The sequence below is a fragment of the Vibrio sp. CK2-1 genome (genome assembly GCF_021726515.1).
In the GTDB taxonomy this organism is placed as follows: Bacteria; Pseudomonadota; Gammaproteobacteria; order Enterobacterales; family Vibrionaceae; genus Vibrio.
In genome coordinates this window covers 592,776-612,543 of the sequence record NZ_JAKKCJ010000002.1, presented here as the reverse complement: position 1 = coordinate 612,543, position 19,768 = coordinate 592,776, and the positions used below count along the sequence as shown (strand labels likewise).

13 protein-coding genes are annotated in these 19,768 nt (G+C 43.6%); 5 read left to right on the top strand and 8 right to left on the bottom strand.

The features are described 5' to 3' along the window. The first annotated feature begins 65 nt into the window (after positions 1-65). Positions 66-1,295 carry a cysteine desulfurase gene (locus L3V25_RS07690; RefSeq protein WP_237294812.1) on the top strand — a complete coding sequence of 410 codons (1,230 nt, stop codon included), beginning with the start codon at positions 66-68 and terminating at the stop codon, positions 1,293-1,295. Between the two features lie 14 nt (positions 1,296-1,309). Here the strand turns inward: L3V25_RS07690 and csdE are convergent, their stop codons facing one another. The 3 genes from csdE to mltA form a co-directional block, all read right to left on the bottom strand. Next, the gene (csdE, locus tag L3V25_RS07685; RefSeq protein WP_237294811.1) at positions 1,310-1,726 is read right to left on the bottom strand and encodes a cysteine desulfurase sulfur acceptor subunit CsdE; all 417 of its coding nucleotides are present in this window, start codon (positions 1,724-1,726) and stop codon (positions 1,310-1,312) included. Between the two features lie 156 nt (positions 1,727-1,882). After that, the gene (gene tcdA, locus L3V25_RS07680) at positions 1,883-2,686 is read right to left on the bottom strand and encodes a tRNA cyclic N6-threonylcarbamoyladenosine(37) synthase TcdA (RefSeq protein ID WP_237294810.1); all 804 of its coding nucleotides are present in this window, start codon (positions 2,684-2,686) and stop codon (positions 1,883-1,885) included. Positions 2,687-2,927: 241 nt separating this feature from the next. After that, positions 2,928-3,992 (bottom strand): murein transglycosylase A, encoded by a 1,065-nt coding sequence (gene mltA, locus L3V25_RS07675; protein ID WP_237294990.1) that lies wholly within the window; start codon positions 3,990-3,992, stop codon positions 2,928-2,930. Positions 3,993-4,302: 310 nt separating this feature from the next. Here mltA and argA point away from each other — a divergent pair, with 310 nt between their 5' ends. Next, the gene (gene argA / locus L3V25_RS07670; RefSeq protein ID WP_237294809.1) at positions 4,303-5,640 is read left to right on the top strand and encodes an amino-acid N-acetyltransferase; all 1,338 of its coding nucleotides are present in this window, start codon (positions 4,303-4,305) and stop codon (positions 5,638-5,640) included. 139 nt (positions 5,641-5,779) lie between these two features. Here argA and L3V25_RS07665 read toward each other — a convergent pair whose 3' ends face one another. From L3V25_RS07665 to L3V25_RS07645, 5 genes are all read right to left on the bottom strand, one after another. Beyond that, on the bottom strand, positions 5,780-6,244 hold the full coding sequence (locus L3V25_RS07665; protein WP_237294808.1) for a YhcH/YjgK/YiaL family protein: 465 nt from the start codon (positions 6,242-6,244) through the stop codon (positions 5,780-5,782). Positions 6,245-6,272: 28 nt separating this feature from the next. Continuing rightward, the gene (recD, locus tag L3V25_RS07660) at positions 6,273-8,636 is read right to left on the bottom strand and encodes an exodeoxyribonuclease V subunit alpha (RefSeq protein WP_237294807.1); all 2,364 of its coding nucleotides are present in this window, start codon (positions 8,634-8,636) and stop codon (positions 6,273-6,275) included. Then, positions 8,636-12,310 (bottom strand): exodeoxyribonuclease V subunit beta, encoded by a 3,675-nt coding sequence (gene recB / locus L3V25_RS07655; RefSeq protein ID WP_237294806.1) that lies wholly within the window; start codon positions 12,308-12,310, stop codon positions 8,636-8,638. Before recB ends, recD begins: the two co-directional genes overlap by 1 nt. A 368-nt stretch (positions 12,311-12,678) precedes the next feature. Further along, complete coding sequence (gene recC, locus L3V25_RS07650; protein ID WP_237294805.1) at positions 12,679-16,224, bottom strand: exodeoxyribonuclease V subunit gamma; 3,546 nt, start codon at positions 16,222-16,224, stop codon at positions 12,679-12,681. Between the two features lie 89 nt (positions 16,225-16,313). Continuing rightward, complete coding sequence (locus L3V25_RS07645) at positions 16,314-17,306, bottom strand: TDT family transporter (RefSeq protein ID WP_237294804.1); 993 nt, start codon at positions 17,304-17,306, stop codon at positions 16,314-16,316. Between the two features lie 114 nt (positions 17,307-17,420). Here L3V25_RS07645 and L3V25_RS07640 point away from each other — a divergent pair, with 114 nt between their 5' ends. From L3V25_RS07640 to L3V25_RS07630, 3 genes are all read left to right on the top strand, one after another. After that, the gene (locus L3V25_RS07640) at positions 17,421-18,338 is read left to right on the top strand and encodes a LysR substrate-binding domain-containing protein (RefSeq protein WP_237294803.1); all 918 of its coding nucleotides are present in this window, start codon (positions 17,421-17,423) and stop codon (positions 18,336-18,338) included. A gap of 82 nt (positions 18,339-18,420) precedes the next feature. After that, complete coding sequence (locus L3V25_RS07635; protein ID WP_027697554.1) at positions 18,421-18,714, top strand: YebG family protein; 294 nt, start codon at positions 18,421-18,423, stop codon at positions 18,712-18,714. 271 nt (positions 18,715-18,985) lie between these two features. Then, positions 18,986-19,753, top strand: a complete 768-nt coding sequence (locus L3V25_RS07630; protein WP_237294802.1) for a phosphoribosylglycinamide formyltransferase — start codon at positions 18,986-18,988, stop codon at positions 19,751-19,753. The last annotated feature ends 15 nt before the right edge of the window (positions 19,754-19,768 follow it).

Below are 19,768 nucleotides of genomic sequence, written 5' to 3'. Positions count from 1 at the left end.
GTGTTGCGTGAAAAGTTTAAGCCCTCTATACTTCGCCCACTTCAATGACGTAACAGGTTTATTTAATGTCTTCTTCGACTCACTTTGACATTCAGGCGATTCGCAAGCAGTTCCCTTTTCTTATCAGTGACACGCCAATCGCTTATCTTGACAATGCGGCGACCACACAAAAGCCCCAATGTGTGATTGATGCGATTAATCACTATTACGCCAAGCAAACTGCCAATGTTCATCGTGGAAGCCATAGCTTAACCGCGCAAGCAACGACTCAATTTGAGCAAGCGCGTGAATGTGTGCAACACTTTCTCAATGCTAATTCGAGTAAAGAAATCATTTGGACTCGCGGTGCAACCGAAGCGATAAACTTAATCGCACAAACCTATGCTCGTAGCACTTTACAAGCAGGCGATGAGATTTTAGTTGGAGAAATGGAACACCACGCCAATATCGTACCGTGGCAGATCGTCGCACAGCAAACTGGTGCTAAAGTGGTAAAAGTGCCAATGACTTCAGATTGCCAATGGGATATGCAAGCCTACCAAGCGCTTTTAAGTGAGAGCACCAAAATCGTTGCTGCGGCACACATTACCAATGTCACCGCAACTCGTCAGCCCATTGAAAAAATCATTCAACTTGCTCACCAATTTAATGCGATATGCGTAATTGATGGCGCGCAAGGCATTGTGCATGAAAGCGTTGATGTTCAAGCACTAGGTTGTGATTTCTATGTTTTTTCTGGGCACAAACTCTACGCCCCGACTGGCATCGGCGCACTATATGGCAAGCAGTCTATTTTAGAATCAATGCCTGTGTGGCACGGTGGTGGCAAAATGGTGGAGAAGGTGAGTTTTGAGCAAACCTCCTACTCTGCACTACCAGGAAAATTTGAAGCCGGTACGCCAAATGTTATAGGCGCTATCGCTTTAGCCACCGCGCTTGAATGGTTAAATCAATTTGATAAACAACAAATAGAAGCTCACTATCAACAACTACTTAACCAACTCGTTTCAGGGTTAAACAACATTGATGGCCTAAATATTGTTGGCTTACAACCAAATGCCAGCGTGGTGAGTTTCACCTTACAGCTTGATGGTGAAGATATTCATCATAACGATATTGCGACACTACTCGATCAACAAGGTATTGCGGTACGTTCCGGTCATCATTGTGCGCACCCACTAATGGACGCACTAGGAATCAACGGAACGGTGAGAGTTTCTTTAGGGATTTATAACAACGACAAAGATATTGAAATGTTTTTGGCTGGCCTAAATAAAGCTATCGACCTGCTTTAATTTCGTCGATTTATTTACCCTACCAATTGCTGAATTTGCTCAACAATTGCTTTAAGCCCATTACCACGTGATGGGCTTAAATGATCAATCAGCCCCAGTTGTGAAAAATAGGCTGGTGTATCAAAAGCTTTAATCTCAGCGGTAGTTTTCAAATGAAAAGCCGCCAACACCAAAGCAATAAGACCACGTACAATTCGTGCGTCTGAATCAATTTGAAAGTGCCAACGCTCGCCATCAAATTCCGACACTAACCATACTTTACTCTCACAACCTGAAACGAGAAGCTGTTCTTGCTTTAACTCGTCATCCATTTTCGGCAGTAATTTCCCCCACATGATCACCTGACGATAGCGATCTTCCCAGCTTGAAAAGCCAGACATGGTTTCTATGATCGTCTCTGTAGTAATGGTGCTGCCAAATGGGTGAGTCATAATGGGTCTCGTTGCTCGTTGCTCGTTGCTCGTTGCTCGTTGCTCGTTGCTCGAAGTGAGTTTTAATGTGATTAGCGAACCTGTCAATTACCACGCTCGCTTTTTCGATATACGAGAAGCGAAGCGCCCGAGCCACGAGACTCGCTCTCCTAGAAACTATTTATATTTCTGAATCAACTTCTCAACAATCCTAGATACCGCAACAAATCCAAAAGTTGCAGTCACGACCGTCGCAGCGCCAAAACCGCTGGCACAATCCATACGTTTTGGACCTTCAGCGGTAGATTTGGTTGCACATACACTACCATCCGCTTGAGGGTATTTCAGATGCTCGGTTGAGAACACGCAATCTATCCCAAATTTGCGTTGCGGATTTTTGCTGAAATTATGATGACGGCGCAGCGTATCTTTTAATTTTTTAGCCAATGGGTCTTGAATCGTTTTAGTTAAATCCGCAATTTGAATTTGCGTCGGATCGACTTGTCCACCAGCGCCGCCAGTAGTGATCACTTTGATCTTGTTACTACGACAATAGGCTAATAATGCCGCTTTGGGTTTAATGCTATCAATCGCATCTAACACATAATCAAAGTCTTTACTGATGTACTGGCTAACATTTTCTGGCGTAATGAAATCATCTACTAAGTTAACTTTGCATTCAGGATTAATCAAAGCAACGCGCTCAGCCATCACTTCAATTTTGCTCTGTCCAACCGTGCCATTTAAAGCATGAATTTGACGGTTGATATTGGTAACGCAAACATCATCCATATCGATCAAGGTTAATTCACCGACACCAGTACGTGCCAATGCTTCGACCGCCCATGAACCCACACCACCAATACCCACCACACACACATGAGCGGCGCGCAGGATATCCACTTCACTATTACCATACAAACGACGGGTGCCGCCAAAGCGTTGGTTGTAGCTATCAGAAGCAGGAGGAAGAGTATTCATGGTGAACCTTACATTAACGCGATCAAAAAGAGCGCGTATTATAGTAGATCGGGTCTCGAGTTCCTAGTTCCTAGGCTCGCTTCGCTGCTAGAAAAACCAAAGAGAAAGGTTGCGAGATCCGGGAGCGCTTCGCTTCGTGTTGCGAAAAGATTGTTTCCAAGCAACACACATCACTCAACAAATTAAGCTTTTCGGCTCCCTAACGCAGTATCCTAGAAACTCGCTCCTAGGGACTAGGAACCTAATTTGCTGGAATCTGCAACGGTGGCGCAGTTAAATCTAACTTCCACACTCGGCCAAAGTGACGATAGTGACCAGCGGCAATACCTGAACGTGCGCCCATGCCGTGATATAAATCTAAGTGACCACCTTTCACTGCGCCGCCGGTATCAAGCACGATCAGCAGTTTGAGCACATGAACGCCTGTCCATTTTCCATTAGCATCCAGTAGAGGGACTTCGGCTAGAATTGGGGTTCCCATTGGGAAAATACTGCGGTCACCAGCAACTGATGCCATTGGTAACAAAGGAATGCCCGCCGCCCCTACTACATCAGCCGTCGCTTGACGCTCAAAGAATACATAAGATGGGTTTTGTTCTAATACTTCCTGTACGGTTTCACTGTCATTTTCCGCCACCCATTCTTTGATGGCTTTCATTGACATTTTTTCTTTCGGAATCAAGCCGCGCTCAATCAGAATGCGACCGATGCTCACATAAGGGTGGTTATTTTTTCCAGCATAAGCAAAGTAGTCCAGTTCATCGTTATCGGCATAATGCACAAAACCACTACCTTGTACTTCCATCAAAAATGGGTCGATCATGTTCGATGCATAGCCAAGCTCTAAACCTTTTCCTTCGAGCGCACCGTCATAGATTTGCGCGCGAGTAGGACACACTGAACCACATTGAGGTTTAGCATAAACTGGGTATTTGAATAAATGATCCGGGGTATGGCGCATTTCAATCACAGGAGAGAAATAGCCGGTAAACAGGATATTGCCCTTTTTATCTGCGCCCGCTAACTGTTCAACATTAACGCCATATTTAGCTAACTCAGTCGTATCACCACTTTCTTGCGCCCATACTTTTAATTGCGCATATAAGTTTTGGTATTTAGCCTTCAGTGATGGTGAGGTTTCTTCTACTTTTTTAGCTTGTGCAGCAAAAGTATTAAAATCTCGTGGTGCATCGGTTTCAATCTTATCAACATGCTCTAAGGTGGTATCTAATTTACCATCCAAGTATTGCTGGCCGCGCTCGGTCGGTTGGGCACAACCAAATAAGATTAACGCTGAAGTCAGCATCAAAGTACGAGTCAAAATAGGCTTTGCCTGAAAAGAAAAAAATGGGCGAGAAACAGCAAGCGAGTTAAACACGAAAAATCACCAATTAGATAAAATAAACGGATTGAAGAATGACAAAAATCCCCTCACCATACAAGCAAGAAACGATAGATTGATACACATTCATTTAACACCAGAGTAGCGTGGGATTTGAAGCGGTTGTCAGAGCGATAACAAATTCACAATTTAATCTCTCTTAATAAAAATAACCATTGCCACCAATTGAATTATTAGTCATTATTTCAGCATAACAAATCAAGGAGTAGGTGTTGTGAAGTTACGTAGTACAGCTTTAGTTAAAGGATTCCGTCAATCTGCCCCCTACCTGAATGCCCACCGCGGCAAAACCATGGTCTTTATGCTCGGTGGCGAAGTGTTTACCGATGCTAATTTCGATAACATCATTAATGACATCGCTCTACTGCACAGCCTAGGTGTGCGTATTGTTTTGGTTTATGGCGCGCGTCCGCAAATCAATGACAACTTACAAAATAACCATTGTGAATCGCAATATCATAAAGGCATTCGAGTCACTAATGAGTCTGCACTTAACCTTGCGATGCAAGCCGCAGGTCGATTACAGCTCGCTTTAACCGCTCGTCTTTCTATGAGCTTGAACAATACGCCGATGCAAGGTACTCAACTCAACGTGGTTAGTGGTAATTTCGTGATCGCCCAACCATTAGGCATTGATGATGGGGTTGATTATTGTCACAGCGGTAAAGTAAGACGTATCGATACTGATGCGATTAATCGTATGTTGGATATGGGTTCCATTGTAGTAGTCGGCCCAATTGCCAGTTCAGTAACCGGCGAAAGCTTCAATTTGATGTATGAAGATGTCGCCACTCAAACCGCGATTCGATTGAAAGCTTATAAGCTGATTGGCTTTTGTTCTGAGCAAGGGATTTTAGCGCAAGATGGTCGAGTGATACCTGAACTATTTCCTAGCTGCGCAGAAAAACTATTGCAAGAAATAGAACAAAAACAGGATACCGAAAGTGGCTACACCAGTGGTACTTTCCGATTTTTACGTGGTGCATTAACCGCTTGCCGCGCAGGCGTACCGCGTTGTCATTTGGTTAGTTACAAAGAAGATGGTGCATTACTGCAAGAGCTATTTTCTTTTGATGGTATAGGTACTCAAGTCGTGATGGCCAGTGCCGAACAAACTCGCAATGCACAGATCCATGATATTGGCGGCATTCTTGATTTGATTCAGCCTTTGGAAGAACAAGGAATTTTGGTGCGCCGCTCACGTGAGCAATTAGAGCAAGAGATCCACAAGTTCACCATTATTGAGAAAGATCGCTTAGTCATCGGCTGCGCGGCGCTTTATCCTTATATCGAAGACAAAATGGCAGAGATGGCTTGTGTAGCGGTTCACCCTGATTATCGCGATGGCGACCGTGGCGTGATGCTATTAAAACATATGAGCCAAGAAGCCAAAAACATGGGCATCAATAAGCTGTTTGTTTTAACTACCCACAGCCTACACTGGTTTCGTGAGCAAGGTTTTGAAGAAGTCGGCGTAGATTCACTGCCAATGGAAAAGCGTGGTTTATATAACTACCAGCGTAAGTCGAAGATATTGGTGTTGAAGATATAAAAAGGTTTCTAGGGGCTAGTTCCTAGATTCGCTGCACTGCTAGAAAAAACAAGAGCCGAGTCTAGGCTTCTCGTAGCTCGTTACTCGAATGTTAACTGGAATCATCGAGTAACGAGACACGTATTTTCCGAGTAACCTGCTATATCAAATCCCTATGCACTTTCACTACTGCTTTTCTTACCGCCATAGGCTCACGTGTCGCACATTGTGGACGATGAGATTCACCTGGGTAGAAGATAATAAAATCACCCTTTCTTAACGAAATAAAGCTTTCATTGCTCACTTCATTAAACAGCAGTACATCATTGGTATAGTCTGGCTTATCAAGTAAAGCTTGTGGGGTTTCAATCGAATAACCGAAAGTTTCCTCCCCCTCTAAAAGAATTTGAATATCCAAATAATCACGATGAATTTCAGTTTTACGCTCTTCACGCGCTTCTGTTTCAGGTGTCATTAGAAAACAAAAAACTTTATCGCCATCAATATCATAACGGCCATTTTCTTGGTTATCTTGTGCGATTTTCAAAGCTTGGTGGATATAATTTAAAAATGTGTCTGGGAGAATAGAACTCCACTCCAAGCGTTCAACGTTGCCAAAAAACATGCTTCACCTTCACTATTCTGTTTATTGTTTATATTTTGTTTTTTATTAGTTTATCACTTAACCCGCTAGAACGTAGGGTTTTTACGCTAACACCTTGCGCTAAGATCGCTGGATTGGCAAATAAATCTAAGCGCGATTTGGCTCGCGTCACACCAGTGTAAATCAGCTCTCGAGTTAATATTTGATTCATCTTATTCGGCAGTAACATCACGGTATGAGTGAATTCACTACCCTGTGATTTATGAATCGTCATTGCAAACGCCAGTTCATGTTTAGGGACTCGACTAGGCAATACGCCTTTAATTCGTCCATCGGGCATTTCAAAAAACACTCGTAGGCGTGGGGTCGTCTCGCTTTCATCCAATAGACAAATACCAATATCACCATTATGCAACCCTAGTGCGCTATCATTTTGGCTAATCATCACCGGCCTACCGACATACCAATGTTCATTTTCAACTGGGTTGATTAACTTATTGCGAGCCAAAGCGCCTTCGACTAATTGGTTCATACGCTCTACGCCAAATTCCCCTTCTCGCACCGCGCATAATAATCTCGCTTGAGAAAAGGCTTTTAACACCGCTTGAGCTTTTTGCTCCATCATTGCTTTGCTTGGCGCTTCAACCGAGGCAAACAAATCTCCTTGAATGACAGAACTACCATCTGAATTGACAGCTTGATTGAGTTGCTGGCAATAAGGTGAATAAGCTTCTGTCATCATCTGACATAGCGCGCTTTGTGCTTGAGCAAGATCGAGACTTTCTGGAGAGCTGTCTGTCGATGAATTTGCTTTGATGACATGCAAATGAATATCATCAAAACCTTGCTGCCATACCTTTTCTACTTGTTTCGTAGAACCTGCATTAATCGCTTTTGCCAGTTGTCCTACCCCAGATCTCGCATGGAAACGGTAGCTTTTTTGCAGCATGCATAAACTATCCGAAATAGCATTAGCTTTAATTGCGGACTGAGGTTCAGCTAAAGTTTGATAACCCGTTAGATCAGCAAGAAGATGACCAAACTCAGCTTGATAACCTGATGAAGTAAACTGACAGATATCACCTAAAATCGCTCCAGCTTCAACTGAGGCTAACTGGTCTTTATCCCCCAGTAAGATCAAACGCGCATGACTCGGTAACGCTTGCAGCAACCGGAACATCATAGGCAAATCGACCATAGAGGCTTCATCGACCACTAGGATATCCAAATGTAAGCGGTTCGATTGATTGTATTTATACTCAACCGTATTGGGTCTAGCGCCTAACAAGCGATGGATAGTACTAGAGTGCGCTGGCATCATCACTTTGATTTCATCGCTTACTGGTAATTGTTCAATCGCCAATCCGATAGATTCCGTTAAGCGTGCAGCCGCTTTACCAGTTGGCGCCACTAATTTAATGATTGGAACTTGTTTGCTAATCGCTGCTTGTGAAGCTGATTCTTGTGAAACTAATTGCTGCTGAGATTGAGTAATTAATGCAGCCAATAGTTTGGCAACCGTGGTGGTTTTACCGGTTCCTGGACCGCCAGAAATCACCGAAAACTGGCGAGTTAACGCCACAGCCGCCGCCACTTTTTGCCAGTTCAAACACACAGATAAAGGCACTAAGGTATCAAGTTCATTAAGCTGCTCGACTTGCTTTGCTTGGGTTAACACGCCATCAATGCGGCTCCAATCTAATCCATCGGTTTGCACTACATCGAGCATTTCGCATACCAAACGCTGGCGCTCAATTGAACTCGCATGCTCACCACTTTGTAAACCATCCCAAAGATAGCGGTAGTCACGAGCAAATAATTCATTAAGCGCTTGTTTCATCGCCGCAAACGCATCGGGCTCAGCGGTTAAAGTTTTCGCGCGCGCCATAAAACCATCTGCAACTTGTGACTCATAATGCCAATAACGAGTTAGGTACAAGCGGTCTTGTTCAAGCATTAATGGTAGTGGTGGCGGTAGTGACTGCAAACCAGCTTGGTTAATTTGTGCTAATCCCACCACGGCATTGGATTGGACAGCATAGTTTTCAACTAACGCTAACCAATCAACACTTTGTAATTGAGAAAATAGATCGGCAAAGCGGCTTGCCAATTCTGGATGTTGGCGAGTCAAAAAAGACAAAGATAAAGTTTGCTGAATATCGAGCTCATTTAAACGCAAACAAATATGACCACAACCAAACTCATAGCTAACAAGGCCAGCGAGTAACGCAATATGATCCGCTTGCTGGCGACAATCCAGACTAGCATCGTGATTTGCCAATAGGCATTGCTGGTGAATAAAGCGAGCAAACTGAGCATCAATCGCTCGAATTGTGCCAAGTTTTTCAAGAGATAGCAGCAAGTCTAGCGCTGAGTTACCTTCTATCGTCGACGAGTTGATAGTCTGGGTCATTATGCCGACTCTCCATCTAATAAGCGGTCAAATTGCTGCAAGAAAGCTTCGCTTGGTTTGGCTGAAAATACTCCGTACAGAGGAGCATTCTCCCCTTTTGAATCACCTTTTTGAGCGTCTGTAATATCACGTTCCTCAGCAGCAAAGCCACGTAAAAACAGATAGTACACGCCACCAAAGTGTTGCTGATAATCATAATCAGCGAGTCGACTTTGCAAGAAGCGGTGCAGCGCTAAAGCATAAATTTGATACTGGAAATCATAACGGTGATCGATCATTGCATGATTAAGGTTGTCAGGATGATAGTCTTCGATCGAATGACCAAGATGGTTAGATTTCCAATCTAAAATGTAATACTTACCTTGATGTTCAAACACCAAATCAATAAAGCCTTTCAGCATGCCTTTGGTTGGCATAAAGCCTAGATCACCGGCAACGTTTGATAGCTCATCATGATCTTTTACCAAGCGGTTAAGCTGGCTCGATAATAGAGATTCAACCGGTAGTAAGAACTCCATTTCCACCAATCTTTGAGTTGGGCCTTTCTCACCCAAAAGTAGCCCATTTCCATCTAAAGGCGTTTGCATCACTTGAGTGATCATTGCTTGAATCGCTGGCAGCCATTGCAGATCGTATTGTTCTTGTTGCAGTAAATCGGTAATGATCCGAGTGTTTTCCGGACTAGTTGCCGCCTCGGTAAATTCAATCTCTTCGAAAATCGTATGCAGAAAAGTACCCGGTCTTGCGCCTCGTGGAAATTCAAACATCGACCAAGGATCGACGCTGTTTTGCTCTTCAAGATCAATAGAGACACCAACTTCTACTGTGTTGTTATTTTCCGCCGCGTCCGAATCTATCGGTTTTTGCGCATCGATTGCCACATCAAAATCCGCCGTATCACCTTGACTCAGCGCCGCTTGATGACCTTGCTTAACTAGACTTGAATAGCTGGTCATGCGCCATTGGCGATCAATCGAGGCACTAAAGCGTTTGGCTTGTAAATTAGGTTGTTGGGTTTGAATCGGTGCAAAACGTTCGCTTGGCGGTTGCGGGAAATCCAACATTTCAACACTCGTCACATCGTTAACCAATTGCTGGCACGCCGCCATTAATCCGGCGCTTTCTTTAGCTTGATGATGTTGCAAGATCGCCCCAAGCGCACTTAAATGAGCGGTTGATTCATCCTTTTTACTGTTGCCTTTTTTCAGTGGTGCAAGGCCAATAATACAACCATACACCGCGCGAGTAAGGGCGACATAAAGCAAACGCAGATCTTCGGCTAAGCGTTCTTTTTCGGCCAACGCTAAACCTTCATCGGGTTTGGATAAATCTAAAATAGTTTGCTGCTTATCGGCTTGATAATACTTGGCTACTTTGGCGGCTTTAAAGTTATTGGCAAACGGTAGGAACACTAAGTCGTATTCCAACCCTTTTGATTTATGAATGGTGATGATTTGCACCAAGTTACGCTCAGATTCTAAACGCTGCGTTTGCTCGCTAATTTCGCCATCATGCTGTTCAATATTTTCGGCCAACCAACGAATCAGCGCACTTTCACCTTCTAGCGATAAACTGGCTTGTTGAACCAATTCGGATAAATGCAGCAAGTCGGTTAATTTGCGTTCGCCATGCGTTTCCAATAACCAACGCTCAGCTATTTTCCGCTGGCTGATCACCGCGCGCATCATAGGTAGAACGCCACGCTTTAACCACAGCTGATGATACTGCTCAAACTCATTAACCACATTCTCCCAAGCAGTTTCATCATGGTTAAACTGATCGAGCTGCGCCATATTCAAGGCAAACAAATCACTGGCAAGAATGGCGCGCAGTGAATATTCATCACTCGGACTTGCCACCGCCATCAATAAACGCAATACATCTTGCGCCACTTCACTATCAAACACGCTGTCACGATTGGAAAGGTAAACACTGGCAATGCCCTGATTCGCCAATGCTTCTTTAATTAATTTACCTTCTCGACCGGTACGCACTAACACCGCAATATCACCGGCTTGAATAGGGTGTGCTTGGGATTTTTTATCAATAAATTGCGCTTGTTGTTGCTGGGATGCGCTCAAAATATGATGGATTTGATGGGCTGTATGGTCTGCCATCTGATGATTATAATCTTGCGCCGCGACAGGTTGCCCAGCCTCGGGTTGATGTAACCATAAGCCAATAGCCGGTTGCGCTTTGCCATTTATCGTCCAATGCATATTGTCGGCTTTCGGGCTGGCTTTGACTGGCAGGAACGGAATGTCGTCATCGTAGAGAAACGGCCTGTCATCAAAACTGAAAATGCCATTTACCCCTTGGATCACCGCTTCACTTGAGCGCCAGTTGGTATCCAGAGTGTAGTGTTCGGTCACTTCATTACGCGCTTGAATATAAGTAAAAATATCTGCGCCACGGAAGCCATAAATCGCCTGCTTCGGATCGCCAATCATAAACCAACCGCTTTGTGGCGAGTCTAAGTAGATTTGACGAAAGATTTGATATTGCTGTGGATCGGTATCTTGGAATTCATCGATCATCGCCACCGGATAAAGCTGACGAATACGACTCGTCAATAAACCTTCTTCGTCTTGTACTATCGCTTGCTCAAGCTGGCTGAGTAGATCATCAAAAGAAAGTTGTGCCTGACGCTGTTTGGCTTGTGCCAATAACTGACGACAACCTTCAATCGCTTGGTATTTAAAAATCAGCTCAAATTCCGGCTGGTTATCGAGTAGCTCATCAATTGCCACAAACGCAGCATGCTCTGCAACTGGGCCTTTTTTGGCATCGGTGGCAGAGGTTAATGTACTTTGAGAAAAACGAATTAACTTATCGCATATTTGACCATCGTTTCGCTCACTTGCCGTCCATTCATGCACTTCATCTAGCCAGGCTGGCAGACGCGTTTTATTGTATGGATTGCGCTTAATGCCTGAACTATCAATCAAACTAAACAGATCATTGCGACTGGCATGCCAAAGCGATTTCACTTTTTCGATGCGATCTAGGTGCTGCTGATAAAGCGCTGGCAAATCGACATCCAACTTAATGCTCGGAAAACTTAACGCTGGGCCAGAAAGGTAGTTGCCAATTTCACGCAATAGCTGCTCAGGGCTACTCCATAAGGATTGAATTTGCGCGGCTAATACCGTTGGCAATGGGTAAAAATGACGACGCCAGTAATCACTCACCACTTGCAGTTTTAGCTGACTTTCATCGGTAATAAATTCATTTTGAAAACGACTACCCGATTCAAAAGCGTTTTGAGTCAGCATACGTTGGCAAAAGCCGTGAATCGTGAAGATCGCCGCTTCGTCCATTTGACGCTCGGCTTGCAGTAATATTTCAATCGCCGATTGTTTATTTGTCGTTTCAGCTAGCAACGGCTCAAGTACTGGATCAGTAGTTTCGCCACGAGCAAACGCAATTCGCGCTTCATGAATACGTTGACGAATTCGACCACGTAGCTCCGCGGTGGCAGCTTCGGTAAAAGTCACCACAAGAATTTGATCAACCGTTAATGGCGTTTGATGCGCTGCGCCCTCTTTACCGTGCCCAAGCAACAAGCGTAGATACAGCGCCGCAATGGTGAAAGTCTTGCCAGTACCAGCAGACGCTTCAATTAAGCGAGCACCGTGCAGTGGAAAAGTCATACTGTTGAGAGATTGCGCCATTAACTTTGTCCTAATTAGAATTCTTATGTTTCGTGAGGAATTTCTCACTTTGCGCCATGAATTGTCTTGAACCGCAAAACAAAACAGATTGTGAGAATTTACTCACATTTTTTATTCCATGATCGGCTTACTATTCCTGCCATATCGAGCCACGGCCAATGGCTTGTAAACCAACATTAATCTAATAACGATCTACTTACGTTACCGACATTGTTCCTAACTCAGTGTTGCTAATGATAAAAAAAGTAGACAGAAACAAAACGATTACCTCGACTCTCCGCCGCCCAGCAAGCGCCCTACACTATAATGACTTGCTGGCGGCGTTTCTTTTTCTAAGCCGTTCATCTGTTTATTCATCCGCTTATTCATTACGACTCATCTTCACTACGATCTTGGCAATGTTCCATTAATGGATATAACCACTGCTGCGATTTTTCGAGTAATGTATCAGCAAGCTCGCTATTCCACTCTTTCCAAACTCGTTGAATATAGTGATCACTACCTTCACCTACCGAAACAAAGCTATCGTTAAAGGTATTTTCCATTGCTTGATACGCTTTTTGTTTGAGTTCGTCATCCTCAAAACCAAGCCACTGCCCTTGCTTATCATAACCTTGCTCGATACCAGCAAAGGCGCACTTTGGAGCAAACCATAATGGCTCATCCATACCTTGATAGTAGGCTTCGAGTAAAGATTGCAAATATTGTTTGGCTTGCTGTGAACTTAAAGCTTGCAATTCAAGTTGCTGAACTTGGCCTTTACGAACACCGAATAAATGAGTAGCAAGTGAGTGCCCACTCGCGTTTAAACACAAGTGCTCAATCCAGTAGCCCAATAAGTTCGCGCTGTGAATTCCGCCGCTACGATAACGCAACATGCCTTGTTGATATTGACCGCCAAGCCAACCGGCTAGGTGATGTGTTTGCTTGTAACCACCTAGGGTTAATTCAAACTCAAGCGCGATCTCGACATCCGCTTTAGGCTCTGCAAGATAAGGCAATAAGCTGGCCGCTAAAGGTTGGATATTCTCCAGTAAACTTTGTGCAGCCAATTCACCAAAGCCCGACAATGGCAATTGCCCTTTGGCTTGATGCTGCTGCAAATACACTTTGGCGCAATCTTCAAAGCTTTCTAAGGTAGGCATTTCTGATTGCAGCCATTGCTCTAGTAAGTTTTCGCCAAACCAGTAGTTATCTAGCCCATTAATCGCAAAAGGCTCATCATCAATTTGATTGACCGATAACGGGCTTATATCTAAATAACTTTTTAAACGTTGATTGAAGAAGTACTTCACTGGCAAGCGCCAAAAACGCAGCAACTCTTGCAGTTCTAACCAATATTGCCCGTTGGCTTCTTTATCCAACTGCAAATAATACGGCTCTAATGGCTGAATAAATGGCAGCGGCTGGGTCTGAGTTGGCTGCTGGCTAACTTGTTGCGCTGCTGGCAACCATTCTTTGGCATAACTGGCGAGCGCGGCATCACTGCCATCAAACGCTTTAATACTGAAAGGCACTAAAGGATGAACATGAGTTAAATGCGCAACTAATGCTTGGCCGGATTGATCGCTCGGCAACTCTTGATGCTGAGCAAGCGTGTAGTTTTGCTGGCAATATTCCAATAACTCAGCCACCAGCACCGATGGTTCTTTATCACTGTTATCTTGAATCGAGCGTCCCACGTAACTGATATACAAATACTGCTGCGCTGATAACAAGGCTTCCAAGAATAAGTAACGGTCATCATCACGGCGAGAACGGTCACCATGACGAGTGCGCCCGTTGATCAAATCAAAACCTTCTGGCGCGACACTACGCGGATACAAGCCATCGTTCATTCCTAGTAAGCACACCGCTTTAAAAGGAATCGAACGCATTGGCATCAAGGTACAGAAGTTGACTTGTCCGGCTAAGAAACGCTGACTGACTCTGGCATTCGAAAGATGATTTTGCAGGTATTGTTCGAGAACTTGCGGCGAAATCTCTTCATCTTGAGTAATTCCAGCATCGTGCAATTGTTGGCTGAGCTGTTGAATGCATTCTCGAATTGATCCAAGTACCACTTCGCCTTCTAGTTCCACCGCAAAAAAGTCATCCAACATCGATAACAAGTACAGCTGCCAGCTAGAAAACTGCTGCGCTTGAGATAAACGGTCGCGATATTGCTGCAATAAGCTAACAAAACTCGCTAACTTACCGGCAAGTTCTGCCTCTAGCCCTTGAACTTCATCAAAGGCGGCAATCTGCTGTCCACCGATTTGATACAAACCGGCTGACTCTGGCATTGCATAGCCGAGTAACATTCGCTCAATACCAAATAGCCAAGTGTTTTGCTTATGACTCGGCAGTTCAAATTGTGGCGCAGTTTTCTCATCTAGCCCCCAACGAATGCCCACTTGCTGGATCCATTGTGCAACTCGTTCAAACTCATCATCACTGATTGCAAAACGCTGCATCACCGCAGGTACTTCTAATAACTCAAGCAACTCGGTCGCCTGACAACGGCGCATAGGCAGCGACATCAAACGCATAAAGGCTTGTAGAATTGGGTTTTCTTGGTCAACGCTACGGTCGGAAATCGAATAAGGAATAAAGCGTTCGCCAGCAGCATTACCAAAGACGGCCTGAATCGCATGACTGTAGGCATTAATATCCGCCACCATAACAATAATATCGCGTGGGTTTAGATTCGGATCAGCATCAAACATCGCCAATAAACGGTCGTGTAGTACTTCCACTTCACGCATTGGACTATGGCAAGCATGCAATTGTATTGAAGTGTCATCAGGTGAAACGACCGGCTTATAACGACTTGTCGTCGCAGATAGATCGTCATCTTGATGCTCGCGCAGCTCTAAAATATCTTGCTGAATTGCATGCAATAAACTGTCAGGCTCACTTTCAACAAACGCATCAATTTCATTGGCTTCCAGCTGAGATAATAAATACAGATTATCGCGCCCTAGCTTACCCATTGAGGCAAGCAGGCTATTTCCCACCGCATCTTTGGTGTGCAAGGTTTCAGATTCAGTTAACTCATTTTGCTCAATTGAACCTTTGAGCCAAGCCGATGATTGTTGGGTATGTACTATTTGACGAGATTTAGCGGCCAGTTTGGCGAGGTATTTACGATCGCGCACTTCGCCCCAGTAGTAACGACAAGGGTTGGTAAACATTAAATGCACATCAATATGTTCGCCCAGAGCACGCAACGCATCCATATAACGAGGCGGCAATGCGGTAATGCCAAACACAAATAAGCGCTTCGGCAAATTCGCTTGCTGACTTAAATCACCAACGCTTAAATCACCAACATAGTTCTCCAGCATATCAATAAAGTGTTCATACAAATTGGCGCGATGATAAGGCGATTGACCCAGCGAGACCGTTTGATCGTATAACGCTTGCCATAAAATAGGCTGCCACGGGTGTTCGCCATTAAGCTCTTTTACCGTTTCTCCTGCTTCCCACGCAGCGATCCATTCAGGGCGATACACTAAATAACCATCAAAAATATCGGCAATTTTTTCAGCTAATTGATAGCGCTTAGATTGGTCATCGTCATACTCTAAATAGCGCTTTAAGGGTGAGAATTCTTCACGTTCGAGTTGAGTCGGCAGGATTTGCATTAACTTCCAAGTCATCGCATCTTTATTAAATGCACTACGCTTGGGTACATCAGGCAAAACTTGGGTAAACAAATTCCAAATGAAAGTCGCAGGAAGAGGAAATTCGAGATTAGCCGCCACACCAAATTCTTTGGCAAGCTCCATTTTCAGCCATTGCGACATACCGGGGCTTTGCACCAAAATTTGTTCAGCTTGGAATGGATTGTCTAACGGTTTTAAACGGATAAGTTCAACCAGTAAAGACTTTAAAACATCGACTTGATTGGAATGGTAAACAGTAAACACAAGGCACTCACGCTACGGGGTTTAGATACCCACAGGTTAGCATAAGTGCTTTGTTTATCTGAAATATTTAGCTGAAATTATTCTTTCAATTATAAGCTTTCTAGAGGGTGAGTATTATTCGCTGAAACGAATACTTTATGTGGGGTATAAAACATCCAGTAACGCAGCGCTACATAACTCACAATCAAGGTAGCGACCACTAGCTCAATCACCGCAAGGATCTGAATTTGATGGGCATATTGAGTTAATACTTCCATAGTTGACATCCAATGTGATGTTTTAAAGAGCGCAGTAGCACCAATCACCATTGGGAAGGTAAATGCTGCATAGCCTGGGCTAAATGGTAGTTTAAGCAAAGTAAAAAATGAAAGATAAATTAGAATCGTCATCAAGATAGCAATCGACATTAGTACCATCACCAACAGTAATGATGGATCAGAGGTAAATGTTAGATAGCCAGCCAGTGATAGGCTTGCGGGTGCCGCCATAATTGCTAATGTTGGTTTTGCGGCATCCGGTACTTCTTGGCAGAAAATAAAACGATAAATCATCGCTGGTAACATTACGGCGTAGCATGCGATACCAAAAACCAATACCGAATAAGCAATCCAAGAAAGTGCAGGGTTACCTGAGTACGAAACGTCTGCCACAATAATGCCAATGGGTGGAACAAACCAGCTTGGCACCATATGATGAACTTCAAACTCTTTTGCTCTATGGTAGATAAACGCAGCTAAGAAAATAATATGCAGCGCTACCGCCAATAACCACAAACTGTCACCTAAGACTGAGTTAAAATGACCAACTGAGCTTGATACCACCATGGTTGCCATTGAGAATGTCGGAACAACACTACCGACAACTGGATGAGCAAGATCATTGGCAATCAATTTCGGGTGAAAGATAAACTTAACCGTTAAAATAAGTAATAAAACGGCCGCAATCCCTGCGCTCCAATGTTGAGCATGACCGTTAAGTGTTAGGGCATTTTCCCAACACCAACCTAAACTAGCGATGCCGAGCGCCAAGCCTGCCATTGGGGTTGGAGCACCACTTACTAAGTTTTTAAATGTCTGATTCATGATTACCTCACGGGGTATATGTTACCGATGCAGTAATAATAAACTTGCAGATTGTTTAAATATATCTAATTATACTTAACGCGCGTTAATAAAAACAAAACGAGATAAACTTTTATGGCCAGTAATGTCACCCTCAAACAGCTCAAAGTTTTCACGGCGTTAACTCAACATGAAACCTTGACCGCAGCGGCTGAAAAATTGTTCTTATCAAAAGCGGCAGTAAGCTTGTCACTCGGTGAACTTGAAAAGCAACTCGGCCATGTATTGTTTGATCGCGTAAATAACCGTTTGGTATTAAATCAAGAAGGTAAACGCCTACTGCCTTTAGCGGATGAGCTGCTACATCGAAGTGAAGATATTCAACATATGTTTACCTTTGATCAAGCGCTGCACGGGCAATTAAAAATCGGCGCCAGTGATACCGTTGGTAACCAAGTTGTACCTTATCTACTGCGTGATTTTCGTCAGCATTCACAGCATCAGCAACAAAGCTTATTGATTTCCAATACCAGCTTAATTTGTGACAAGTTAACTGATTACGAACTCGATCTAGGTTTAGTGGAAGGTAAGGTGCAATCGGATCAGCTGTTAATGCAGCCTTGGAACCAAGATGAAATGTGCATCATCTGCGCGCCTACTCATCCTTTAGCGCAACAAGATTCGGTATTGGCAAGAGATTTTGAGAATACTCAATGGCTACTGCGTGAAGCAGGCTCCGGATCTCGCGAATTCTTCTTACGCACTGTCGCACCGCGCATTGAAGTCTGGACTGAATCATTTCAATTAAATACTACCGAAGCCATTATTAATGCTACCGCGGCCAACCTTGGTTTAGCTTGTCTATCTCGTTTAGCGGCTCAATCTGCTCTTGAACATCATCGTGTGGTAGAGCTTAAAGTTCCCCTTGATATGACGCGCCGTTTTTGGCTGTTAGTGCATAAAGAAAAATACCAAAGCCCACTACTTAAAACCTTCATGCAATTTTGCACTGATTGGAAAATGCTCGAATCATTGAAAACCAGCGCCAAATAGCAGATAACTGCTGGACATTAGCCACAAATAACTGTATAAAAAACCAGTTAAATTCATTCAAAAATTGCATACGAGGATAACCATGGCTGTAATCGTCAAGTACGTGGTGGAACGCAACGGAGAAGAAAAGATGACTTTTACTTCCAAGGCTGAAGCTGACGCTTATGACAAAATGTTGGATATGGCGGACGAGCTTTTCACTTTGTTAGAAAACAGCAAGATTATTGAAGATGATAACCAAAAAGAAGAGTTATCTATGTTCCTTGCTCAAAACAAAGATGAAGTACTCTTTGCACTAGGTGCGAAACGTCGCCCTACTGAGAAAAAAGCCAAAGCGCCAAAAGCAACTGAAGATAAAGATAGCGAAGCCGCTTAATCTCACTATCTCATCCCAAAATTTTAATACCCAAATATGAGTGAAGAGTATCTAGGTTCTTTTACATATTTGGGTATTTTTGTTATCACTTTTCACAACTCTTACAATTCTTTACAAAGCCACAATTCCTTTATGGATAAAGCCTAGCGGCTGTCACACTACTCTCATTTTCAAACTGCTATTGTAATCCCCTAATTCGCCCACATAAATAAACTAAGCGATCAGACAATAACTTTTAGTTCTCCTATTTTTAGTCAGACTGAGGTTGCTTATGAAGTTTCTTTTACGCACATCAACCCTTATGTTGTTGTTGCTGACACGTACACCTGCGGTAGCTATCGCGGCTCAATTGACGCAGTCGTCTTCTCAATCGCGTCCGCAAATTAATGAAGCTTGCCCACAAGCCTTTAAACATTCCTTAAGTGGCTTATACAGCATTCCTGATGTAACTCCTCAGCACTTCCAGCAATTTAGTAACGATTTCGAGACTCTGTATCAACGAGCACCAATTGCTCAAAATGAATTGGAAGTTCTATGTAAAAGTATCGCGCTGAACACCCAAACTACACCTCTATTCTCAGGGGTGAAATCAAAAGAACGCGCCAGCATAAAAATAGACAAAGAGTTAAATGGTGAAGCTAATAGAATCACTGATTTAGCAAGAGCGACGATTGTTTCCAAAGATGTGCCGAGCTTAGTGACCGCTTTTGAACAACTGCAACAGCAAGCGACTATTATTGAAGTGAAAAACCGATTTAAAAATCCTAACCCTTCTGGGTATCGTGATTTAAAAGTGCTCGTCCAACTGCCTAAATCACAACTCATCACCGAAGTGCAATTTCACTTAGAAGAGATAGCCAAAATAAAGAATGGTGAAGAGCATGTTCTCTACGAACAAATCCAGCATATTGAACGTGCTGCTAACTTAGAAAATCGTCCAATGAATGATATCGAACTTGCCCAAGTTCAGCGTTTAAGAAATCAATCTATCGCCCTGTATCAAGAGGTTTGGCAATACTACTTAACACCACAACCCTAAGCGAATATCGCCTAA

Excerpts from the sequence above, each read along its gene's own strand:
- L3V25_RS07645 (WP_237294804.1), bottom strand. The coding sequence starts at position 17,306 with ATGAATCAGACATTTAAAAACTTAGTAAGTGGTGCTCCAACCCCAATG.
- recB (WP_237294806.1), bottom strand. The coding sequence starts at position 12,310 with ATGGCGCAATCTCTCAACAGTATGACTTTTCCACTGCACGGTGCTCGC.
- tcdA (WP_237294810.1), bottom strand. The coding sequence starts at position 2,686 with ATGAATACTCTTCCTCCTGCTTCTGATAGCTACAACCAACGCTTTGGC.
- csdE (WP_237294811.1), bottom strand. The coding sequence starts at position 1,726 with ATGACTCACCCATTTGGCAGCACCATTACTACAGAGACGATCATAGAA.
- L3V25_RS07690 (WP_237294812.1), top strand. The coding sequence starts at position 66 with ATGTCTTCTTCGACTCACTTTGACATTCAGGCGATTCGCAAGCAGTTC.
- L3V25_RS07630 (WP_237294802.1), top strand. The coding sequence starts at position 18,986 with ATGAAGTTTCTTTTACGCACATCAACCCTTATGTTGTTGTTGCTGACA.
- L3V25_RS07635 (WP_027697554.1), top strand. The coding sequence starts at position 18,421 with ATGGCTGTAATCGTCAAGTACGTGGTGGAACGCAACGGAGAAGAAAAG.
- L3V25_RS07665 (WP_237294808.1), bottom strand. The coding sequence starts at position 6,244 with ATGTTTTTTGGCAACGTTGAACGCTTGGAGTGGAGTTCTATTCTCCCA.
- mltA (WP_237294990.1), bottom strand. The coding sequence starts at position 3,992 with ATGCTGACTTCAGCGTTAATCTTATTTGGTTGTGCCCAACCGACCGAG.
- L3V25_RS07640 (WP_237294803.1), top strand. The coding sequence starts at position 17,421 with ATGGCCAGTAATGTCACCCTCAAACAGCTCAAAGTTTTCACGGCGTTA.
- recD (WP_237294807.1), bottom strand. The coding sequence starts at position 8,636 with ATGACCCAGACTATCAACTCGTCGACGATAGAAGGTAACTCAGCGCTA.